Consider the following 18,763-nt stretch of genomic DNA (forward strand, 5'->3'; position numbering starts at 1 on the left):
AATGAAGACACCCGCTCTCTCGGTCGTCATTCCTGTTTACAACGAAGAAGACGGGCTCGCCGCGCTGTTTGCGCGTCTGTATCCCGCGCTCGACGCGCTCGGCATTTTGTATGAAGTCGTGTTCGTCAACGACGGCAGCCGCGACCGCTCCGCCGCCATGCTGGCTGAGCAGTTCCGCGCGCGCCCAGACAGCACGCGCGTGGTGCTATTCAACGGCAACTATGGCCAGCACATGGCCATCCTGGCCGGCTTTGAACATGCGCGCGGCGAACGCGTCGTCACGCTCGATGCCGACCTGCAGAATCCGCCGGAAGAAATCGGCCGCCTGGTGGAAAAGCTCGACGAAGGCTACGACTACGTCGGCACCATCCGTCGCGTGCGCCAGGACAGCTGGTTCCGCCGCACCGCATCGCGTGCGATGAACTCGCTGCGCGAGCGCATCACGCACATCAAGATGACCGACCAGGGCTGCATGCTGCGCGCATACAACCGGACCATCGTCGACACCATCAACCGCTGCCGCGAAGTCAACACCTTCATCCCGGCACTGGCCTACACGTTCAGCAAGAACCCGACCGAAATCGAAGTCGACCACGAAGAACGCTTTGCGGGTGAGTCGAAGTACTCGCTGTACAAGCTCGTGCGCCTGAATTTCGACCTGGTGACGGGCTTTTCCGTCGTGCCGCTGCAATGGTTTTCGGCGATCGGGATGCTGTTGTCGTTTGCCTCTGCCGTGCTGTTCATCCTGCTGGTGGTGCGGCGCTTCATCCTGGGCGCGGAAGTCCAGGGCGTATTCACGCTGTTCGCCATCACGTTCTTCTTGATGGGCGTGCTGCTGTTTGGCATTGGCCTGCTGGGCGAATACATCGGCCGCATCTATCAACAGGTGCGCGAACGCCCGCGCTATCTAGTGCAGGGTGTGCTGGAAGAGACGCCGCACCTGCATGAAGCCGGTGCTGCCGATCTGAAGACAGGCTCGCAGCGGGGTGTTGCATGAGTTCCGGGCTCAAGCGGCGCGCGGTCGTTTTCGCGTATCACAACGTCGGCGTACGCTGCCTGCGCGTGCTGGCTGCGCGTGGCATTCAGGTCGAACTCGTTGTCACGCACGAGGACAACGTCGCCGAGAACATCTGGTTCGGCAGCGTGCGTGCCACCGCACAGGAACTCGGTATCCCGTACATCACGCCGGATAATGCAAACGGTGAAGACCTGCACGCCCGCATTGCAACCATTGCGCCGGACTTCATCTTTTCGTTCTATTACCGGCACATGATCCCGATGCACCTGTTGAGCCTCGCCAAATTCGGCGCGTTCAACATGCACGGTTCACTGTTGCCCAAGTACCGCGGCCGCGTGCCCATCAACTGGGCGGTGCTGCACGGCGAGACCGAAACCGGCGCCACCCTGCACGAAATGGTCGAAAAGCCGGATGCCGGTTACATCGTCGACCAGACCATCGTGCCGATCCTGCCGGACGACACCTCGCACGAAGTGTTCGAAAAGGCCACCGTGGCGGCCGAGCAAACCCTATGGCGCGCGCTTCCCGCGATGATTGCCGGGCACATTCCGCAGCACCCCAACGTGCTGGCCAACGGCAGCTATTTCGGTGGCCGCAAGCCCGAAGACGGCCGCATCGACTGGTCCAAGCCGGCCCAGCAGGTCTATAACCTGATCCGTGCCGTGGCGCCGCCCTACCCCGGTGCCTTTACGGACGCCGGCAGCGAACGCTACGTTGTCGCGCGAGCCCGCTTGGCGCATCAAACCTTTACGAATTTGCCGCCGGGCTTGCACGTCGTGGATAATGCGATGTTCGGCGTGTGCGGCGATGGGGGAGCCATCGCCATCCACGAGCTCTGGCGTGTCGAGCCCCAAGCTGCCAGCGGAACGTCTGTCGTGACCGCGCAGCAGCTCGCCAGCCAGCTCGCCCTCTCCTGATCTTGAGTTTGCCTTCATGAAAAAAGTACTGATCCTCGGCGTCAACGGCTTCATCGGCCACCACCTGTCCAAGCGCATCCTGGAGACCACCGATTGGGAGGTCTATGGCATGGACATGCAGACCGAGCGTCTGGGCGACCTGGTCAACCACCCGCGCATGCACTTCTTTGAGGGTGACATCACCATCAACAAGGAATGGGTCGAGTATCACGTGAAGAAGTGCGACGTGATCCTGCCGCTGGTGGCCATCGCCACGCCGTCGACCTACGTCAAAGACCCGCTGCGCGTGTTCGAGCTGGACTTTGAAGCCAACCTGCCGATCGTTCGCTCGGCTGCCAAGTACGGCAAGCACCTGGTCTTCCCGTCGACCTCCGAGGTCTACGGCATGTGCGGCGATTCGGAATTCGATCCGGAAGCCTCGTCGCTGATCTACGGCCCGATCAACAAGCCGCGCTGGATCTACGCATGCTCGAAGCAATTGATGGACCGCGTGATCTGGGGTTACGGCATGGAAGGGCTGAACTTCACGCTGTTCCGTCCGTTCAACTGGATCGGCCCGGGCCTCGACTCGATCTACACCCCGAAGGAAGGTTCGTCGCGCGTTGTGACGCAGTTCCTCGGCCACATCGTGCGCGGCGAGAACATCAAGCTCGTCGACGGCGGCAGCCAGAAGCGCGCCTTCACGTATATCGATGACGGCATCGACGCGCTGGTGCGCATTATTGCCAACAAGGACGGCGTGGCCTCGGGCAAGATCTACAACATCGGCAACCCGTCGAACAACTACTCGGTGCGCGAGCTGGCCAACATGATGTTGGAACAAGCCGCCAAGATCGACGAGTACAAGGACACTGCCAAGCAGGTCCAACTGGTGGAAACGACGTCTGGCGCCTACTACGGCGCCGGCTATCAGGACGTGCAGAACCGCGTGCCGAAGATCGCCAACACCATGGAAGACCTCGGCTGGAAGCCGACCACCGTGATGAAGGACGCGCTGGCGAATATCTTCGAAGCGTATCGCACGCACGTGGCTGAAGCCCGCAGCCTGGTCGAAGACGGCAACGGTAACAAGTAAAAGCAACACCCCCGCGCAGGTTCATGGCTCTCATCGTCCTCAAGATTGACGTCGACACCCTGCGCGGCACCCGCGAGGGTGTGCCCAACCTCGCGCGCATGCTGCGCGAGCACGAGGCGGGCGCGACCTTCCTCTTCAGCCTCGGCCCGGATCACACCGGCTGGGCGCTGCGCCGGGCCTTTCGCCCCGGCTTCCTCAAAAAGGTTTCCCGCACCTCAGTCGTCGAGCACTACGGCTTTCGTACGCTGATGTACGGCGTGCTGCTGCCCGGCCCCGATATCGGCCGCAAAGCCGCAGCCGAAATGCGCGCCATCGCCGAGGCAGGCTTCGAAACCGGCATCCACACCTGGGACCACGTGCTCTGGCAAGACAATGTCCGCCAGCGCGATGCCGGCTGGACCGCCCGCCAAATGACTGCCGCCCACGCGCGCTTCGTCCAGGTATTCGGCAAGCCACCCGTGACGCACGGCGCCGCCGGCTGGCAGATGAACGACCACGCGTTCCGCCAGATTGACAACTGGGGCATGGCCTACGCCTCCGATGGCCGGGGCACGCATCCGTACATCCCGAGCGTTGATGGCAAAGCGCTGAACCACGTGCAATTGCCGACCACGCTACCCACACTGGACGAGCTGATCGGCGTGGAAGACATCACCCTCGACAACGTCGCCTGGCACATCCTGAAGATGACCGAGTCCGACCGCGACCAGGTATTTACCTTGCATGCAGAACTTGAAGGGCAGAAACTCGCCCCGATCTTCCGCGAGTTGCTGCGAGGCTGGCGCGCGCAAGGCCATCGACTAGGGTCGATGGGCGATTACTACGCGACGCTCGATCGCAGTACCCTGCCCGTGCAGCCCGTCACATGGGGCGAAGTTGCCGGCCGCAGCGGCAGCCTGATCGTTCAGCCGGCCTGATCTTTCCGATCTCCGGTTTGGCGACGGGCGCGGTATCTCAGATTTGCCCGTCTACGAGCTTCCCGTCTCTCTCCTCGCGGTTTTCCGGAACACACCATGCCCGTCACGATCGACCAGCCTCTTCCCGATTTCTCCGCACCGGCAACCAGCGGCATCACGTTCTCGCCTGCATCGCAGCGCGGCAAGATCGTCGTGCTGTATTTCTATCCGAAGGACAACACGCCTGGCTGCACCACCGAGGCAATGAACTTCCGCGATCAATACGACGCCTTTGAAGCCGCCGGCGCCGTGGTGTTCGGCATCTCGCGCGACAGCCTGAAATCGCACGAAAACTTCAAGGCGAAACTGGAGATGCCGTTCGAGCTGATCTCCGACGCCGACGAAGCCGTCTGCAACATCTTTGACACGATCAAGATGAAGAAGATGTACGGCAAGGACGTACGCGGCATTGAGCGCAGCACATTCCTGATCGACAGCAAGGGCGTGCTGCGCAAGGAATGGCGCGGCGTGAAAGTGCCCAACCATGTGGATGAGGTTCTCGCGGCGGCGCGTGCGCTGTAACTGCACGTAGAACCAACCCGTCGGGAAAACGCCGTGCGAAGCATCCTGGCGCTTGCTTTTCCGTCGATTTCGCATCGTCAGTTGTGACCAGTTTGCGACGCACCACACGTCACATGGGACAGATTGCAAATCACAAAAGCTTCCGATACAGTCGGAACCGATGAGTACAAAATCCGGATGCCATTCCGATAGCCCACGACGGTACCGGCGGCCAAGTTGGTCTGATACCGCTTCTGCGTTTTTCCCGGCAAGCAGGCTGGGCAGAACGTCCGAATCGTGCAGCTTGTCGTGGCGTTCACCTAGGCCGCCCAACCTCCCGCAGGTCATGGCGGCTTTTTTGTGGCCGTCGTTCGCGCATCAAACGCTGCGGCGCGCCCATCCGTTTTACCGCGTTTTCCGCCAGCACCGCCTCGCCATGTGCGCGGACGGTGTTTCGTCGTTGTTCCACCCAGAGAGGTAATCGAAGCATGCCGCTGCCGACCATGCCCACCCAGCCAGCCCAATTGCTTGACCCGGCTGAATTCAAGCCTTTCGGCAAAGCCGGAAAGCCGAAGGCGGGTCAGGAACCTCGAAAACCGGTGCCAGCGCTCGAGCGCGAGGCGTTGTCAGAAACCGGTCGTGCGCAACCTAAACGCACTGCAGCCAGCACGGCCCGCGCCCGCTCGGGCGAAGCGTCCCCCATGGCAAAAGAGGCCTCACGCGAACACGCCGGCATCCTCGCCAAGGCTGTCGATAAGGTGAGCGCGACCGGCAAATCGACCGAAACCGCTGCCCGTCGCCGCGACCGCCGCGATGAAGGCCCCGCCAAGCTGTTCGTGCTCGACACCAACGTCCTGATGCACGATCCGACATCGCTCTTCCGTTTTGAAGAACACGACGTCTATCTGCCGATGATGACGTTGGAAGAGCTGGACAATCACAAGAAGGGCATGAGCGAAGTCGCGCGCAATGCCCGTACGGTCAGCCGCACGCTCGACCAGCTCGTGGCTGGCACCGATGGCGTCATGGACGACGGCCTGCCGCTCGCCAAGCTCGGCAACCGCGATGCGCAGGGGCGCCTGTTCTTCCAGACGCGTCTGAACGACATCAAGCTGCCCGATGGCCTGCCGCAGGGCAAAGCGGACAACCAGATCCTTGGTGTGGTGGCCGCATTGCAGCAGCAACGTCCGGACCGATCGGTCGTGCTGGTGTCCAAAGACATCAACATGCGGATCAAGGCACGCGCCCTCGGCCTGCCGGCGGAGGACTACTTCAACGATCGCGTACTGGAAGACACCGACCTGCTCTACAGCGGCATCATGGCGCTGCCGACGGACTTCTGGCAGAAGCACGGCAAGAACATCGAGAGCTGGCAGGACCCCAAGACGGGCACGACGTTCTACCGCTTGTCCGGACCGCTGGTGCCGTCGTTCCTGGTCAACCAGTTTGTCTTCCTGGAGCCGAATGACGGCAGCCTGCCGTTGTATGCGCAGGTCAAGGAGCTGAACGGCAAAACCGCTGTGCTGCAGACGCTCAAGGACTACACGCACCAGAAGAACAACGTCTGGGGCGTGACAGCGCGCAACCGCGAGCAGAACTTCGCGTTGAACCTGCTAATGCACCCGGAAGTCGACTTCGTTTCGCTGCTCGGTCAGGCCGGCACGGGCAAGACGCTGCTGGCACTTGCGGCGGGCCTTGAGCAAGTGCTGGATCAGAAGCTCTACAACGAGATCATCATCACGCGCGCCACGGTGCCCGTGGGTGAAGACATCGGCTTCCTGCCCGGCACGGAAGAAGAAAAGATGCAGCCGTGGATGGGCGCTTTCGACGACAACCTCGAAGTGCTGCAAAAATCCGATGACAATGCCGGTGAATGGGGCCGCGCGGCCACGCAGGAGCTGATCCGCTCACGCATCAAGGTCAAGAGCATGAACTTCATGCGCGGCCGCACCTTCGTCAACAAGTTCCTGATCATCGACGAGGCGCAAAACCTGACACCCAAGCAGATGAAGACGCTGGTCACGCGTGCGGGTCCGGGTACCAAGATCGTCTGCCTGGGGAACATCGCGCAGATCGACACGCCATATCTGACGGAAGGTTCGTCGGGTCTGACTTATGTGGTGGATCGCTTCAAGGGATGGAGCCATAGCGGACACATCACGCTAGCGCGCGGCGAGCGCTCGCGGCTTGCAGATCACGCCTCGGACGTGTTGTAAAAATCACTCGGGGACATATTTGTCTGCCGCCAACCGTTGTGCCATCAGGCCACGCAATTGCGTGGCCTTTTTTTTGCTGCTTGTCGGGCACCTCTCTTTTTCCCGATGGAGGCCAATGATGCCCATGCAGCAAAACCTGCAGACCCGATCGCGTTTGACCCTGACGTCGGCCGCGCTGGCGATGATGCTGTCCGCCGGCGCCTCCATTGCACTCGCCGACAACCTCACGCCAAAGACCGCCGGCCAGATCAGCTACATCTGCGGCGGCGTTGCACAGGACGAGCAACAGGCGCTGAACAGCGAAGCGCACAACTACAACCTGTCTCTGCTGTTCACGCAAGGCGCGCGCGGCGAGTATCTGGCCGACGTCGACGTACAACTCACGCGACACGGCAAGGAGGTCGCAAGCTTTCACGCCGATGGCCCGCGTTGCCTGATCAAGGCCCCACCGGCCAGCTATAACGTCATCGCCACATACCAGGGCGCCACCAAGCGCGCAACGGTGCAGACCGGCAGCAGGCGCAGCGTCCAACTGCGCTGGTAAAACTGCCTGCAAAACGCGACGCCATCAGGGCAAAATCCGCAGACCCGCGCCCCGCTTGGCGTTGCGCCTCGCCAACACGCAGTTTGGCTTTCTGACGCGGCGCGCATAGCATGCTTGCTATCCGGACTCTCCTGATGGCGCATGCTCACGCAGCACAGCTTTCCCCACGGAAACACGCGACTGGCGGGCGCCGCCCTGCTGGCGCTGGTGTGCCTGCTGTCTGCCTGCTCGTCAACACCGACCCGCTCCACCGCCTCGCGCGACGCGGGCCTGCGCACACGCGGCACCCCGATCCACGATCCGAGCGCCGGTCTGGAGGAAATCTCCATCGAGGCGATGGCGCTGGTCGGCACGCCCTACCGCTACGGCGGCAATACGCCCGACAGCGGATTTGATTGCAGCGGGCTTGTGCGCTACGTCGTGCAGCGCGCTGCTTCCGTGAACCTGCCCCGCACCGCCGCCGAAATGGGCCGCCGAGGCTCCTCGCTGGATCGTCGCGACGTTGCATCGGGCGACCTCGTCTTCTTCAACACGACCGGCCAGCCAAATTCACACGTGGGCATCTATGTGGGCCAGAACCGGTTTGTCCATGCACCGGCCACGGGCGGCACGGTACGCCTGGAAGACATGACCAAGTCTTACTGGGCAAGCCGCTACATGGGCGCGCGCCGTGTCGTGGCCGTGAGCAATCTGCCCGATGCACCAGCACCGACCGTCGCACCGATGACTCCGGCGCCTGCCAGCCCTGCCCGTCGGATCGATGATGATCCGCTGGGTACCCTCGCCCGCGCACGCGATGTTCAGGCCGATAACCTGATGTCGACGCGCGTACCGCCTGCTTCGATCCCGCCAGCCGACGATGACCCTATTGCGCGCTTCGCCACGCAATAACGCATCGCTCGCCCCCAATGCAAAACGCCCACCGGTTTGGTGGGCGTTTCGTTTTTCCGGAGACGATCTGCGATCGCCTTACAGCACGTGTCGTCCGATCCACCAGGCAATGGCTGCCATGAACGCTGATGCGGGAATCGTCAAAACCCACGCCCAGACGATGTTGCCCGCCACACCCCAACGCACTGCAGAGGCCTTCTGCGCCGCCCCCACACCGACGATGGCGCCGGTGATGGTATGCGTCGTCGACACTGGCACACCCAACGCCGATGCCAAGAACAGCGTCATGGCCCCACCGGTTTCAGCGCAGAAACCGCCGACCGGCTTGAGCTTGGTGATCTTCTGGCCCATCGTGCGCACGATCCGCCAGCCGCCCAGCAACGTACCCAAACCGATCGCCACATAGCAACAGACGATGACCCAGATCGGCGGTTCAGTTGCAGTGGCCGATGCGTAGCCGCCCGCAATCAGCAGCATCCAAATGATGCCGATCGTCTTCTGTGCATCGTTGCCGCCGTGGCCCAGGCTGTACAGCGACGCCGAGAACAGTTGCAAGCGCCGGAACCATCGGTCCACCTTGGATGGCGGCGTTCGGAAGAACAGCCAAGACACTGCCACCATCAGCAGCGAGCCGAGAATAAAACCCAGCAACGGCGAAATCAGGATGAACGCCACCGTCTTGAGCAATCCACTGGCCACCAGCGAGCCCGTACCCGACTTGGCCACAGCCGCGCCCACCAAACCGCCGATCAGCGCGTGCGACGAGCTGGACGGAATGCCGTAGTACCACGTGATGATGTTCCACGCGATGGCGCCGACCAACGCCCCAAAGATGACGTAATGATCAACGATGGACGGATCAATCGTGTCGCGCCCCACCGTAGTTGCCACCTTGAGGTGGAAGATGAAAATGGCGATCACGTTGCAGGCTGCAGCCATCGCCACCGCCTGCTGCGGCTTGAGCACGCCGGTCGACACCACCGTCGCAATGGAGTTGGCCGCGTCGTGGAAGCCATTCATGAAGTCGAACACGATGGCCAGCGCCACCAGCAGAACGACCACCCAGAGACTGATCTGAAGCGTATGCATGAGGGCGTCGTCTCGTCAGGCGTTTTCGAGCACGATGCCTTCGATGATGTTGGCAACATCCTCGCAACGGTCGGTGACACTCTCCAGTTGCTCGTAAATCGCCTTCAGCTTGATCAGCAGCTTGATGTCGCTTTCGGTGCGGAACAGCTTGGCCATGGCGGCGCGCATCACGCGATCGGCTTCCGACTCAAGACGATCGATCTCCTGAGCGATGGAGAGGATCTGGCGGCCGTTGTTCATGTCGTTGAGCAGAGCCACGGCCTTGCGGACTTCTTCGCAGCAAGCCACGCAAATCATCGCGAGCTGACGCGATTCGTCCGTGACATTGGTCACGTCGTACAACGAGATGGTGAGCGACACGTCTTCCATCAGGTCGAGGATGTCGTCCATCGTCGTGATCAGCTTGTGGATCTCGTCGCGGTCGAGCGGGGTGATGAAGGTCTTGTGCAGCAGCTCGATCGTGTCATGCGTGATGCGATCGGCTTTCTTTTCAAAGTTCTGCACATTGCGTGCATGCATTTCGGCATTGGGTAAGTCATTGACCAGTTCCTTGAGTGCATGGGCCGCCTTGACGGCGCACTCGGCGTGCTGGTTGAAGTACTCAAAAAACTTGCCTTCGGTGGGCATGAAGCGACCGAACATGATGATCCTTGGGAACGGAAAAAAGCAGGAGTCGTAAAAACAACGCCGGACGGGATCACCGCCGGCGCTGTCATTAAAACGCAATATTTTACCGGAACCAGCCTCGCGACATGCGTGGCACGTTGTGGCGGGCCGACACGAACTACACGTTACGTGTCGTTGTCAAAGAATGCATTGCCCCCGGTGAAGTTGTCGAACTTCGTGTATTCACCCAGGAACGTAAGACGAACGGTACCAATCGGGCCGTTACGTTGCTTACCAATGATGATTTCGGCCGTACCCTTGTCCGGAGAATCGGGGTTGTAGACCTGATCACGATAGATGAACAGGATCACATCGGCATCCTGTTCGATAGCGCCGGATTCACGCAAGTCTGACATCACAGGACGCTTGTTCGGACGCTGCTCCAGGCTTCGGTTCAACTGCGACAGCGCGATCACCGGGCAGTTGAGTTCCTTGGCCAGGCCCTTGAGCGATCGGGAGATTTCCGAAATTTCGGTCGCGCGGTTCTCACCGCTGCCCGAGCCCGACATCAGCTGCAGGTAATCGATCACGATCAGGCCGAGCTGCCCGCACTGCCGTGCAAGCCGGCGCGAGCGCGCACGCAATTCCATCGGGTTCAACGCGGGCGTCTCGTCAATGAAGAGCTGCGCGTCGTTCATCTTCTGGATGGCATGCGTCAGGCGCGGCCAATCCTCGTCGAGCAAGCGGCCGGTACGCAGCCGGTGCTGATCCAATCGCCCGACCGAACCCAACATACGCATGGCGAGCTGCGTGCCGGCCATTTCCATCGAGAACACGGCTACCGGCAGCCCCTGCTCCACCGCAACGTGTTCGCCGATGTTCAGCGAGAACGCCGTCTTACCCATCGACGGGCGACCGGCCACGATGATCAGATCGCCGCCCTGCATACCGCTGGTCATGCGGTCGAGGTCAACGAAGCCCGTCGGCACGCCGGTAATGTCGCTCTGGTTATCGCGGTGGTACAGCTCGTCGATACGCTCGACCACCTGCGTCAGCAGCGGCTGGATTTCCAGAAAGCCCTTCTGCCCGCGTGAACCTTCTTCGGCAATCGCGAACACCTTGGATTCCGCCTCGTCCAGCAGCTGGCGCACGTCGCGCCCCTGCGGGTTGAAGGCACCGGCGGAAATCTCGTCGGCGATCGTCACGAGTTGGCGCAGCACGCCTCGATCACGAACGATTTCCGCATAGCGACGGATGTTGGCTGCGCTCGGCGTGTTCTGCGCCAGCGCGTTCAGGTAGGCCAGCCCCCCCACCTCTTCCGCCTTGCCGGCGGCCTGCAACTGCTCGTACACCGTGATCACGTCGGCCGGCTTGGCCTGCGAGATCAGCTTGCCGATATTGTGGAAGATCAGCCGGTGGTCGTAGCGATAGAAATCGTGCTCGTTGATGAAATCGGCAATGCGATCCCAAGCGGCGTTATCCAGCAGCAACCCGCCGAGCACCGACTGTTCGGCCTCGATGGAATGCGGGGGCACCTTGAGGGAATCGAGCTGGGGATCGGAGGGCGCGTTCATGGCGGGATTATAGCGGCGCTGCTCGGTCTTCAATCTGGAACCCCTGACACAAAGGACAACAAAAAAAGGCAGAGACTTTCGTCCCTGCCTTCTTGACTCGCGTCGATCGGTGACCCGGGCGCCGCGAGGTGCTGCGTGCGTGCTTAGACCGACTCGCCTTGCACCGACACGTTCACGTCAACTGCCACGTCGGTGTGCAGCGACACGACGACCGCGTGATCGCCCACAGTCTTCAGCGGGCCGTTCGGCAGACGCACTTGCGCCTTCTCAACCTTGAAGCCTTGCGCAACCAGTGCGTCGGCGATGTCGTGGTTGGTGACGGAGCCGAACAGACGGCCATCCACACCAGCCTTTTGCGACAGTTGCAGCGTCAGGCCGTTCAGCTTCTCGCCTTCGGCTTGCGCAGCAGCCAGCTTTTCAGCGGCCAGCTTTTCCAGCTCAGCGCGGCGGGCTTCGAATTCCTTGATGGCGGAATCCGTAGCGCGGCGGGCTTGCTTGTTCGGGATCAGGAAGTTACGAGCGTAACCGTCCTTCACACGCACCACGTCGCCCAGGTTACCCAGGTTGACGACCTTCTCGAGCAGAATAATTTGCATTGTGAGTTCTCCTTATCCCGCTGATTAGTGCTTGTGCTGATCGGTGTACGGCATCAGCGCGAGGAAACGTGCGCGCTTGATGGCCGTGTCCAGCTGGCGCTGATAGATCGCGCGCGTGCCGGTCAGGCGGGCCGGGGTGATCTTGCCGTTCTCGCCGATGAAGTCCTTGAGCGTATCCAGATCCTTGTAGTCGATCTGCTCAACGCCGGCCACGGTGAAGCGGCAGAACTTCTTGCGCTTGAACAACGGGTTTTGCTGCTGGAAGCGCTTCTTGTTCTTCGCGTCGCGCTGCTTCTTGTTCATGAATGCCATGATTCAATCCTTTACGAATACGTTACATCCGGAGATGTGAAAGACCAGTGCCTTACTGCTGCGGTGCTTGCGAGCCAAGAATCCTACGCAATCCAGGACGGTGCCCGGAGCGATGCGATCCAGAACGGAAGCCATCTTGCCGGCTGCCAGTGCTTCCATCGAAAACTCGATCTGCCGCACTGTCTGCGCTTCGACCGCCTGCCCGCTGTATGCCAGAAGACAATTGACGATCGGTACGCCGGCTGGGGTGTATCGCATCACCTCGCGCTCGACCAGAGTGGCGACGAGCTGCAGGCGGTTGATGGCGTTGTCCCCGTGGGTTTCGTTCATGCTGGTGATGCGCGATCAGGCTTGCGCAGCACCGCGCGGCATCAGGCGGCCTGCTCGGTCTGAGCGGCGGCCTTCTTGGCCTCTTCGCGTGCGACTTCCTTCATCATCGGCGACGGTGCCGTTTCAGCCTTCTTGGTCTGAACGATGAGGTGACGCAGCACGGCGTCGTTGAACTTGAACGCGTGCTCAAGCTCAGCCAGGGTGTCCTTGCCGCACTCGATGTTCAGGCACACGTAGTGAGCCTTCGCGAGCTTCTGGATCATGTAGGCCAGTTGACGACGGCCCCAGTCCTCGACGCGGTGCACTTGGCCGCCTTGCGTGGTGACCGTGCTCTTGTAGCGCTCGATCATCGCGGGCACTTGCTCGCTCTGGTCCGGATGGACGATGAATACGATTTCGTAATGACGCATTGACGCTCCTTGTGGATTAAGCCGCCCGGGCGTCACACTCCGGTGCAGCAAGGTTGGTTAGCCTGCCATTATACGCAGGCCTTGGAGATTTTTTCAATATCGATCAATGACTTGCTGCAGGGAGGCAACTTCTGCCTGGGCGCGCCCTGAGGCCAGAAGCAACGTCAACAGCACACGCGCCTTATATGGGTTAAGCGAGCCGCTCGAGGCCCAGCGCTCCCCACCAGGTTGCGCGGGCACCAAGCCAGCCCCGGTACGCGTGGAACGCAGCACGAAAACGCCCTGCTGACTCGCCCGGTTCAGCGCAGCCTCAAGATTGGCGTGAATCGAGCCTGCGCCAGTTGCGGCAATCACCAGCCCCTTTACGCCAGCGGCAACCAGGGCATCGACCACACGTGCATCGGGTTGCGCATAGCTCGCCACAACCTCAACCCATGGCCACTGCCCCGCTGGCGGCATCGGCAACACGTCTGCCGCGGCTACATGCTGCCCGGCACGCTGAAACTGCACCTGCGTGTCGAGCACGAAACCCAGCGCCCCCGTATCCGGCGAGACAAAAGCCTCCACCGCGTAAGTGTGACTCTTCTGCACATCGCGAGCGGCATGCACGCGCTGGTTGAGCGCCACCAACACGCCACGCCCGCGCGCAGACGGATTGGCCGCGAGCCGTACCGCGTTCAGCAAATTCAGCGGACCATCCGCCGACAGCGACGTCGACGGCCGCATCGCCGCCGTCAGGACGATCGGGGTATCGGTCTGCTGCGTCAGGTGCAGCAGCATCGCGGTTTCCTCCAGCGTGTCGGTACCGTGCGTGATGACCACGCCGTCCACACGCTCGACGTCGATCCAGTGACGGATGCGTGCAACCAGTTTTTCCCATACCTCGAACGTCAGGTCCTTGCTGTCGATCTGGGCGACCTGCTCGGCGCGCACGTTGGCGAGGCGCTCTAAACCAAGTTTGCTGGCCGCGAGCAGTTGATCGATGGGGACGGCGCCTGCGCGGTAGCGCGCGGCGGAGCCAGCGTCGTCAGCGGAGCCGGCGATCGTGCCGCCGGTAGCGAGGATGGCGATGGTAGGCAAGGACATCGTTGCAGACATGCGTTGTGGGCAAGGCGCGCATTGTATCCGCCCGCCCCGCCTTTGCCGACGCGGGATTGCCCTGGGCGCCCCGAAAACAAAACGCCGGCTCACAGGCCGGCGTTTGCAGCGGAAGCAGCGTCGATTATTTCTCGACGAAAGCGCGCTCGATCACGTAGTCACCGGCTTCGCCCATGCGCGGCGAGATCTTGAAACCCCGGGCATCGAGCAGCTTGCAAGTGTCTTCCAGCATGGCCGGGCTGCCGCAGATCATGGCGCGATCCTCCGCCGGATCCATCGGAGGCAGGCCGATGTCGGCAGACAGCTTGCCGCTATCGACGAGGTCAGTCAGACGCCCCATGTTGCGGAACGGCTCGCGCGTGACGGTCGGGTAGTAGATCAGCTTCTCGCGCACCTGATCGCCGAAGAACTCGTTATTCGGCAATTCGCGGGTGATGAAGTCGGCATAGGCCAGCTCGCTCACTTGGCGCACACCGTGCAGCAGCACGACCTTCTCGAAGCGCTCGTAGGTGTCCGGGTCTTGGATGATGCTCATGAAAGGCGCGAGGCCGGTGCCGGTCCCGAACAGATACAGGTTCTTGCCGGGCAGCAGGTCATCCAGCACAAGCGTGCCGACCGGCTTCTTGCTCACCAGCAGCTTGTCGCCCACCTTCAGATGCTGCAGCCGCGACGTCAGCGGACCGTTCTGCACCTTGATGCTAAAGAACTCGAGGTGCTCTTCGTAGTTCGGGCTGGCAATGCTGTAGGCGCGCATCAGCGGCTTGCCCTCGACCTCCAGCCCGATCATGACGAAGTGGCCGTTATGGAAACGCAGCGCCTGGTCGCGCGTGGTCTTGAAGCTGAATAGCGAGTCGTTCCAATGATGGACGCTCAGAACGGTCTCTTGATTGAAGGCGGACATGGTGACGTTCGGGCCAGCCCAACGAGGCTCAATCGGGCTATGTGGCGGTGCAAAAAAATCGGTCAAGGCCTTGATTTTATGCGATTCCCCACGGCCGCGCCTGCATGGATTGCGCATAAGCTTCTAACCAGTCGCATAGGTTTTGACGCCGGTCATAAGGGCCGGGTGCTCACGCAACACATCACAACAAAATCACTTGCGCTTCCCGCGTCACTGTATAAAATCACAGCACCTGTTCAAATATACAGTACGCCAATGGCCGCCCTCACCTCTCGCCAACAGCAGATTTACGACCTGATCAGCCAGACGATCCAGCGCACGGGCTTTCCGCCAACGCGCGCCGAGATTGCCGCAGAGTTCGGCTTCTCATCGCCGAATGCGGCCGAGGAACACCTGCGCGCGCTGGCACGCAAGGGGGTGATCGAACTGACGCCCGGCGCCTCGCGCGGCATTCGGCTGCGGGCGGCAGGCAACACGGCGCAGCATCAGTTCTCGCTGCCGTCGATGGGGCTGATGCAATTGACACTGCCGCTGGTGGGTCGCGTGGCTGCCGGTAGTCCAATCCTGGCTGCAGAGCACATTGATCGCCAATATCAGGTTGATCCATCGCTGTTTTCTGCGCAGCCCGATTTTCTGCTCAAGGTGCGTGGCATGAGCATGCGCGACGCCGGCATTCTGGATGGCGATCTGCTGGCCGTGCAGCGCGCCGCCGAAGCGGCCAACGGCAAGATCGTCGTGGCTAGACTGGGCGATGACGTCACGGTCAAGCGCTTCCAGCGCAAGGGCCGGCATGTCGAGCTGATTGCCGAGAACCCGGATTTCGAACCGATCCACGTCGATCTGGATCGTGATGAGTTTCACCTGGAGGGCTTGGCCGTCGGTCTGATCCGGCCTGCTGCTCCGTAAGTCTCTGGCGCATCTCAGCGCCAAACCTTCGCTGTTTGATCCACCCTGGAGGTGAGCCATTGGCTCGCCAGGGCGGAGTCTTGCCTCTCGCTTTTCCACCCGAACTCACGAGGTCTGCCATGCGACTCGGATCGATGTCTTCCCGCCGCCGTCCGGTACAGCCGGTGCCCTTCCGCCAAACCCAGGGCGTGCGCATCTATCAGGGGGAGCAGCGCCGTACGATGGTCGGCAGCATGGCCGCCATCTGCCGCATGCTGGATGCGATTCCGGTCGCTTCACGTACCGCTGGCGCCGAAAACTGCTGAGGAAAAGAAGGACGATGAGGGGCGATGAAACGCGCTGCAGCGGCCGATCAGGGCATACCCCAATGCTGCCGCCGCAACTGATTTCATACACTTGCCCTGCCCTGAGGACAGGGCTTTCTTCAACTGATTTTCGGCCCGCCGTCTGAGCGGGCTGTTTTTTTCTGTTCGCAAGTTGCTGCAGCGGCACATTCGGCGATGTTCCGTCAGCAAAACGGACGTTTACCCGGATGTTGTTTGGCGTACGTGACAGTAGTATTGCCAGTGCCCTCAGGGGCAATGAGATCGCTGAATTCGAAGCCCGCACATTGCGGGCTTTTTTTTCGCAATCGGCTGGCGAGCCGCTAAACGCTCCCGGCTTTCTCGACGACGAGAATTCTTGCCTCACCGCGTGGGTGCGCCACATGCTCGCAGCCGACACCGGCGAAGAAGATGTCGCCGGGCTCCAGCGTCGCGACCTTCTCTTGGCCGGCTTCGCGGTAATGCATGTCGACCGTGCCGTCGAGCACCACAAACACCTCTTCGCCATCGTTCACATGCCAGCGATAAGGCTCGTCGGTCCAATGCAAGCGCGTCGTAATGCCGCTCATGTTGGCAATATCGAGCGCGCCCCAGGCACGCTCGGCAGTAAACGACTTGGCGCGGATGATGTTCACGGCGATCCTCCGGCGGTTACTGCATCGACTGCAGATTGCCGATACGTACCAGCATCTCGGTGAACATCTGCATATCGAGGTCGAGGTCCGGCACTTCCTTGTACTCGTTGGCGTTGTGCGCAGTGTATTTCTTGCCGGGCATGGCGGGGCCGAAGTTGATGGCGTTCGGCATCAGCTTGGCGGTCGTACTGCCGGCGGTCGGCACGGGCTTGGCGTCGAGGCCCGTGGTGTCTCCGTAGATGTTGAGCAGCGTCGACAGCCATGCCCCCTTCGGATCGCGTGCCATCCAGTTGCCTTGCTCGTGGTTGATCTCAAGGGCGACATGGTTGGCGTTGGCCCATGCGTTGATCTTGCCGGCGATCTCACCGCGCAGCGCGTCGGGCGTTTTGCCGCGCGGCATGCGTACGTTGGCGGTCACCTCCACGCGGCCATTCTTGTCGCCGATCACCGTAGGCGAGATGGTGAGCGGACCCATGAAGTCGTCCTTGTAGGCGAGGCCCATGGTGTTGCCGAGGTAGTCGGTGCCGTAAAGGTCGGTGAGGTAGCGCACAGCGTGAGCGTAAGCGTTGTCCGCCAGACCGAGATCGGCTGCTCGCAGGAACAGCGCCAGACGCGGCAGCGGGTTAACGCCTTCCTCCGGGCGCGAGCCGTGCGCCGACGTGCCGGTAACCTTGACGACGATGCTGTCCGCGGTGCGCGTGATGTCGATCGCAAACTTGCCCTGTGCGGCCAAGCTGTTCACGAACGCGTCGCGCTTGGCTTCGAGCGCGGCGGCCGCCACGCCCAGATCCCCGCCTTTAAGCGTAGCGGTGGCCGTCTGCGGGACGGAGCTGGCCGACGCCGCACCCGTCATCGAAACGATGGCCGTATGCGCTGCATCGCCGGCCTGCGCAGGGAAAAACACCTTCAGCGCGCCAGTGCCTTTCTCGGCGACCACCGCCGGGTATTTGCTGTCGAGCACGATGTTGTACGCGGGCAATTGCGTGTGCTCGCGGTAGTACTTCATGCCATCGCCACCGGTTTCTTCGGTGGTTTCGATCATCAGACGAATCGTGCGCGCAAGCGGCACGCCGCTGTCCTTGACCGTTTTCATGGCGTACATGGCGGCGGCAATCGAGCCCTTGTCGTCAATCGTGCCGCGGCCGTACAGCAGATTGCCAACGCGCGTGACCTTGAACGGATCGAGCTTGGTGCCGTCGCCGAGCACCCATTCTTCGGGCTTTGCGGGTACGACATCGGCGTGCGTCAGGATGCCGAATTCATCCGAGCCGGTGCCGGGCAGCGTGACTTCAAATACGCGGTTGTCGACGTTGCGATATTTCAGGCCGAAGTCGCGCGCCATGCCCTCGACCAGCTTGCCGAACGCAACGATGGCGGGGTTTTCGTACTGCGGAATTTTGTCGTCACGCACCGTCGGCAGCGCGACCATCTTCTCGATCGAGGCGATCACGGCCTGCTGGTTGTGCAGGCGGTTGTACAGACCCAGCAGACGCCCGATGTTGATGAGGTCATCGCCAGTGAGCGCGGCCTTCTTCTGGTACGCGGCGACGCTACCTGCAACCTGCGGATCAGCCTTGGCGGCTGCCGCTAGAAGACTGCTCAGGTCAGCCGATGCCTTGGATTGTTCGGCGGCGAGCAGCGCGTCGAGTTGCGGTTTCTGAAGCGTGGCGGCAAAGGCGCCGGTGCCGCAAGCCAGCGACAGTGCGATCGTCAGCGAAGACAGGCCAATACGGGCAGTGCGTTGCATCGAAGTGGTTTCCGGAAAAGGGAAAGGCGCCATCATAGGGGCGAAGCGCAAGCCACGCATTGTGCAACGCGAAAAGCGCTAAGCCACGCCCGCTGCGCGGTATGCTTGGAACTTTCCC

21 protein-coding genes are annotated in these 18,763 nt (G+C 61.6%); 10 read left to right on the forward strand and 11 right to left on the reverse strand.

Annotated elements, in window-relative coordinates; all coding sequences use genetic code 11:
- The first annotated feature begins 1 nt into the window (after position 1).
- From BG83_RS0106010 to BG83_RS0106045, 8 genes are all read left to right on the forward strand, one after another.
- Positions 2-997 carry a glycosyltransferase gene (locus BG83_RS0106010; RefSeq protein ID WP_024975877.1) on the forward strand — a complete coding sequence of 332 codons (996 nt, stop codon included), beginning with the start codon at positions 2-4 and terminating at the stop codon, positions 995-997.
- Entirely contained in the window at positions 994-1,935 is a 942-nt protein-coding gene (locus BG83_RS0106015; protein ID WP_024975878.1) for a formyltransferase, read from the forward strand. The genes BG83_RS0106010 and BG83_RS0106015 overlap by 4 nt, the downstream gene beginning before the upstream one ends.
- 16 nt (positions 1,936-1,951) lie before the next feature.
- Positions 1,952-3,010, forward strand: a complete 1,059-nt coding sequence (locus BG83_RS0106020) for a bifunctional UDP-4-keto-pentose/UDP-xylose synthase (RefSeq protein ID WP_024975879.1) — start codon at positions 1,952-1,954, stop codon at positions 3,008-3,010.
- 23 nt (positions 3,011-3,033) lie between these two features.
- Positions 3,034-3,927 (forward strand): 4-deoxy-4-formamido-L-arabinose-phosphoundecaprenol deformylase, encoded by an 894-nt coding sequence (locus tag BG83_RS0106025; RefSeq protein ID WP_024975880.1) that lies wholly within the window; start codon positions 3,034-3,036, stop codon positions 3,925-3,927.
- 96 nt (positions 3,928-4,023) lie between these two features.
- Positions 4,024-4,488 carry a peroxiredoxin gene (locus BG83_RS0106030; protein ID WP_024975881.1) on the forward strand — a complete coding sequence of 155 codons (465 nt, stop codon included), beginning with the start codon at positions 4,024-4,026 and terminating at the stop codon, positions 4,486-4,488.
- A gap of 467 nt (positions 4,489-4,955) precedes the next feature.
- Positions 4,956-6,683 carry a PhoH family protein gene (locus tag BG83_RS0106035; RefSeq protein ID WP_024975882.1) on the forward strand — a complete coding sequence of 576 codons (1,728 nt, stop codon included), beginning with the start codon at positions 4,956-4,958 and terminating at the stop codon, positions 6,681-6,683.
- A 118-nt stretch (positions 6,684-6,801) separates the two neighbouring features.
- Positions 6,802-7,227 carry a hypothetical protein gene (locus BG83_RS0106040; protein WP_024975883.1) on the forward strand — a complete coding sequence of 142 codons (426 nt, stop codon included), beginning with the start codon at positions 6,802-6,804 and terminating at the stop codon, positions 7,225-7,227.
- A gap of 141 nt (positions 7,228-7,368) precedes the next feature.
- Complete coding sequence (locus BG83_RS0106045) at positions 7,369-8,118, forward strand: C40 family peptidase (RefSeq protein ID WP_024975884.1); 750 nt, start codon at positions 7,369-7,371, stop codon at positions 8,116-8,118.
- Positions 8,119-8,196: 78 nt separating this feature from the next.
- Here the strand turns inward: BG83_RS0106045 and BG83_RS0106050 are convergent, their stop codons facing one another.
- The 9 genes from BG83_RS0106050 to BG83_RS0106090 all read right to left on the reverse strand — a co-directional run bounded on the left by BG83_RS0106050 (position 8,197) and on the right by BG83_RS0106090 (position 15,034).
- The gene (locus BG83_RS0106050; RefSeq protein WP_024975885.1) at positions 8,197-9,207 is read right to left on the reverse strand and encodes an inorganic phosphate transporter; all 1,011 of its coding nucleotides are present in this window, start codon (positions 9,205-9,207) and stop codon (positions 8,197-8,199) included.
- 15 nt (positions 9,208-9,222) lie between these two features.
- Positions 9,223-9,849 carry a DUF47 domain-containing protein gene (locus tag BG83_RS0106055; protein WP_024975886.1) on the reverse strand — a complete coding sequence of 209 codons (627 nt, stop codon included), beginning with the start codon at positions 9,847-9,849 and terminating at the stop codon, positions 9,223-9,225.
- Between the two features lie 149 nt (positions 9,850-9,998).
- Entirely contained in the window at positions 9,999-11,387 is a 1,389-nt protein-coding gene (locus tag BG83_RS0106060) for a replicative DNA helicase (RefSeq protein ID WP_012435397.1), read from the reverse strand.
- 143 nt (positions 11,388-11,530) lie between these two features.
- Positions 11,531-11,983, reverse strand: a complete 453-nt coding sequence (rplI, locus tag BG83_RS0106065; protein WP_024975887.1) for a 50S ribosomal protein L9 — start codon at positions 11,981-11,983, stop codon at positions 11,531-11,533.
- 24 nt (positions 11,984-12,007) lie between these two features.
- Entirely contained in the window at positions 12,008-12,286 is a 279-nt protein-coding gene (gene rpsR, locus BG83_RS0106070; protein WP_037022304.1) for a 30S ribosomal protein S18, read from the reverse strand.
- 12 nt (positions 12,287-12,298) lie between these two features.
- Complete coding sequence (gene priB, locus BG83_RS0106075; protein WP_024975888.1) at positions 12,299-12,625, reverse strand: primosomal replication protein N; 327 nt, start codon at positions 12,623-12,625, stop codon at positions 12,299-12,301.
- Positions 12,626-12,666: 41 nt separating this feature from the next.
- Positions 12,667-13,035, reverse strand: a complete 369-nt coding sequence (gene rpsF, locus BG83_RS0106080) for a 30S ribosomal protein S6 (protein ID WP_024975889.1) — start codon at positions 13,033-13,035, stop codon at positions 12,667-12,669.
- Between the two features lie 93 nt (positions 13,036-13,128).
- Positions 13,129-14,121: an asparaginase gene (locus tag BG83_RS0106085; protein ID WP_024975890.1), complete on the reverse strand. Its 993-nt coding sequence runs from the start codon at positions 14,119-14,121 to the stop codon at positions 13,129-13,131.
- A 136-nt stretch (positions 14,122-14,257) separates the two neighbouring features.
- A complete protein-coding gene (locus BG83_RS0106090; RefSeq protein WP_024975891.1) occupies positions 14,258-15,034 on the reverse strand; it encodes a ferredoxin--NADP reductase in 777 nt (258 codons plus the stop codon).
- Positions 15,035-15,289: 255 nt separating this feature from the next.
- On the opposite strand from BG83_RS0106090, the gene lexA reads away from it, so the two are divergent.
- Both lexA and BG83_RS0106100 read left to right on the forward strand, forming a co-directional pair.
- Positions 15,290-15,940: a transcriptional repressor LexA gene (gene lexA / locus BG83_RS0106095; RefSeq protein ID WP_024975892.1), complete on the forward strand. Its 651-nt coding sequence runs from the start codon at positions 15,290-15,292 to the stop codon at positions 15,938-15,940.
- Positions 15,941-16,059: 119 nt separating this feature from the next.
- A complete protein-coding gene (locus BG83_RS0106100) occupies positions 16,060-16,245 on the forward strand; it encodes a hypothetical protein (protein WP_024975893.1) in 186 nt (61 codons plus the stop codon).
- A 341-nt stretch (positions 16,246-16,586) separates the two neighbouring features.
- Here BG83_RS0106100 and BG83_RS0106105 read toward each other — a convergent pair whose 3' ends face one another.
- The gene (locus BG83_RS0106105; RefSeq protein ID WP_024975894.1) at positions 16,587-16,898 is read right to left on the reverse strand and encodes a cupin domain-containing protein; all 312 of its coding nucleotides are present in this window, start codon (positions 16,896-16,898) and stop codon (positions 16,587-16,589) included.
- Positions 16,899-16,914: 16 nt separating this feature from the next.
- Positions 16,915-18,645 (reverse strand): dipeptidase, encoded by a 1,731-nt coding sequence (locus BG83_RS0106110; protein ID WP_024975895.1) that lies wholly within the window; start codon positions 18,643-18,645, stop codon positions 16,915-16,917.
- Between the last annotated feature and the right edge of the window lie 118 nt (positions 18,646-18,763).

Origin of the sequence: Ralstonia pickettii (genome assembly GCF_000607165.1) — a bacterium.
GTDB lineage: Bacteria > Pseudomonadota > Gammaproteobacteria > Burkholderiales > Burkholderiaceae > Ralstonia > Ralstonia holmesii.